3 protein-coding genes are annotated in these 2,862 nt (G+C 77.2%); 1 reads left to right on the forward strand and 2 read right to left on the reverse strand.

Annotated elements, in window-relative coordinates; genetic code table 11:
• Window positions 1–152: 152 nt before the first annotated feature.
• Together ACFWXO_RS45260 and ACFWXO_RS45265 are read right to left on the reverse strand one after the other, a co-directional pair.
• Entirely contained in the window at window positions 153–884 is a 732-nt protein-coding gene (locus tag ACFWXO_RS45260; protein WP_380533089.1) for a sigma 54 modulation/S30EA ribosomal C-terminal domain-containing protein, read from the reverse strand.
• 121 nt (window positions 885–1,005) lie between these two features.
• Window positions 1,006–1,344, reverse strand: coding sequence for a GNAT family N-acetyltransferase (locus ACFWXO_RS45265; protein WP_380399378.1), 339 nt, complete (start codon window positions 1,342–1,344; stop codon window positions 1,006–1,008).
• A gap of 249 nt (window positions 1,345–1,593) precedes the next feature.
• Between ACFWXO_RS45265 and ACFWXO_RS45270 the strand changes: the two genes are divergently transcribed.
• Window positions 1,594–2,862 (forward strand): PP2C family protein-serine/threonine phosphatase (locus tag ACFWXO_RS45270; protein ID WP_380533092.1); only part of this gene is annotated, 1,269 nt, incomplete at its 3' end.

Below are 2,862 nucleotides of genomic sequence, written 5' to 3' on the forward strand. Positions count from 1 at the left end.
CGCCCGCAACGTCCCGGCCCACCCGACCCGGGGCGTGGCGGTCAAGGAGGCCTTCCTCGGCCTGGCGGTTCACTTGATCAACATGTGTCGCCGGGGAGGGCCGCACGGTGCGGCCCCGCTCCGGCGGGGTCGCACCGTCGTGCCTTCCCCTCTCAGCCCCGGCCCGAGATCAGGCCCAACCGGCCGTCGAAGCGCCGGTAGAGCACCCGGCCCCGGCCGCCCGCCGGGTGGGCGAAGAACAGGAACGGCAGCTCCGCCCCCACCAGCCGCCGGACGGCCTGCCGCTCGGTGAGCGTCGGCGCGCCGTGCGGGCTGAGCGTGATCGGCGCCGTGCGGCGCCCGGACGGGCCGTCCGGCCTGGTCCGGGCCAGCCGGTAGCCGGTGGGGCCGACCCGGTAGACCACGGCGTCGGTCTCGGTGACCGGGTCGGTGAACAAGTGGATGTCGTAGTCCATCGCGTCCATCGTCCGGGCGGCCGCCTCGGGCGTGCACCGGACCAGAGCCGGCTCCTTGCGGCGGACGATCCGGTCCGCACCCTCGGCGGCCACCGGGGGAGCGGGCGTCGCCGGGGCGGGCCACGGGCGCGGTGCCCAGCTGCCGGTGACGGACCGGATCCGGCCGAGCAGGGACTCGGCGACCCGGTCGAGCGAGGCGCCCGGCTCGGCGGCGGCCCGCTGGACCCGGATCCGCCGTCCGTCCACCTCGGCGTTCGCCTGCGCCAGCACCCCGCCGGCCACGGCGCTCAGCCGGATCCGCAGCGCCTCCACCAGCGTGCCGGCCCCGCCGGCGAGGGCCTCACCCGCCGCGATCCGCCCCCGGGCCTCGGCCAGGGCCTCAGCCGCCGCGCCGCCCTCGAACGCCCCCACCGTGATCAACCCGCCCATCGCCCAGGCCCTTCCGCCGCCGCGCGCCGCGTCGCTCCGGCGCGACCGGCCACCAGGATCCCGACAGGCCCGGGGCGGCGGCCAGGGCCCAACGACCCCACCGCCCCGGGCCGGACAGGGCTTAGCTGTGCAGCTGGCCGCGCAGCCAGGCCTTGACCTCGGGGGTGACCTCGTCGGTGAGGTCCGCGAACTCGTGGTGCTTGGTCAGGAACTTGGCCACGTAGGGGCAGATCGGCACGATGCGCTTCCCGGCGGCCCGGACGTCCGTCAGCGCCTCCTGGACCAGCTGCCCGGCCAGGCCGCGGCCGGCGAAGGCCTCCTCGACCAGGGTGTGGTAGAAGACGCGCTGCCCGTCGTGGTCCAAGTACTCGGTGAAACCGGCGAGTTCGCCGTCGACCAGGATCTCGTAGCGGTGCCGGTCGTCCGACCGCTCGACGACGGGGGTGCTGGGGGTGCTCATCGGGAAAGGCCTCTCACGGTGCGGGTACGGTCTTGCGGTGCGGGGGCCAGGTTAGCCCTGGCCGGGTGGGGCGGTCGGCTCCGGGCCGTGCCGGGTGCCCACCCCGCCGCGCCGCGCGAGGGGCCGGCCGGCTGGGCCGGACGGGTGCGGGCCGAGGGGCGAGGGGCGCCCCGGCCCTCTAACGTGGGCGCGACGGCGCCGGGCCCGGCACCGTCGCGACACCGGAGGAGAGCGGAGGGGCCGTTGCGGGTGCGTGCCGCGGAGGCGTTCGGGCCGGCCCGGCCGCCGTCCGACCCGGGGCCCCAGCTGCCGGTGCTGGTCCGGTACGGGCACCGGTCCTGGCTGATCCCCGCCGTGCTGCTGGCGGCGGTGGTGGCCGTGGACGCCCTCACCCCCAGCTCCTTCGAGTCGCTCAGCTGGCTGGCCCTGGTCCCGGTGGTCGCCGCGGGGCTGTGCGGTCCGGCGGTCACCGTGGCCTTCGCCGGTCTCGCGGTCGCCGCCTATCCCGGGCTGAACGGCCTCTGGGGCAAGTCCCACGGGATCGAGGACTTCCTGCTGGTGATCGCCGGCTGCGTCCTCGCGTATCCGCTCAGCGTCTTCCGGGCCCGGGCCGCCGCCTACGTCCGCCATCTCCAGGGCGCCGCCGAGACCACCCGGCAGGTGGTGCTGCGCCCGGTGCCGCCGGGCTGGGGCGGGGTGGACGCGGAGGCCCGCTACCTGGCCGCCGACGTGGAGGCCCGGGTGGGCGGCGACTTCTACGACGTGGTGGCCACCCCGTACGGCGCGCGGGTCGTCCTCGGCGACGTCCAGGGGAAGGGCCTTCCGGCGGTCGCCACGGCGGCGGCGCTGGTCGGCTGCTTCCGGGAGGCGGCCTTCCGGGAGGAGGGCCTGGCGACGGTCGCCTCCTGGCTGGAGGAGCGGGTGCACCGGCAGAACCGGCTCTCCGCCCGGCTGGGGGAGGAGGACGAGCGGTTCGCCACGGCGGTGGTCGTCTGGTTCCCCGACGACGCCCCCGGGGAGATCCAGGTGGTCAACTTCGGCCACGACTGCCCGTACGTCCTGGGCCCGGACGGGGTCCGGCAGCTGCCGCCGGGTGACGGCGTCCCGCTGGGCCTCGCCCCGCTGGCCGGGCGGCTCCCGCAGGTGCAGCGGCTCCGGCTGGGCGCGGACGAGACCGTGCTGATCGTCACGGACGGGGTGACCGAGGCCCGGGACCGCCAGGGCGACTTCTTCGACCTGCGCGCCCACCTGGAGGGCCTGGCCGGCCTGCCCGGGGCCGGGGAGCCGGAGCGCCTGGTGGGGGCCGTCGTCGGCGCCGTCCTCCGGCACAGCGGCGGGCGCCTGACGGACGACACCGCGCTGCTCGCGGTCCGCAACGGCAAGGGCAACGGAAACGGGAGCGGCAACGGAAACGGCAGTGGCAACGGAGACGGAGACGGAAACGGGGCGGCGGCCCGCCCTTGGCGGGCCGGGCCCCGGCGGGCGGGGGGAGGGGGGGATGCCCCGCGCAAGGCGCTC

The organism is Kitasatospora sp. NPDC059088 (assembly GCF_042738155.1).
Classification (GTDB): domain Bacteria; phylum Actinomycetota; class Actinomycetes; order Streptomycetales; family Streptomycetaceae; genus Kitasatospora.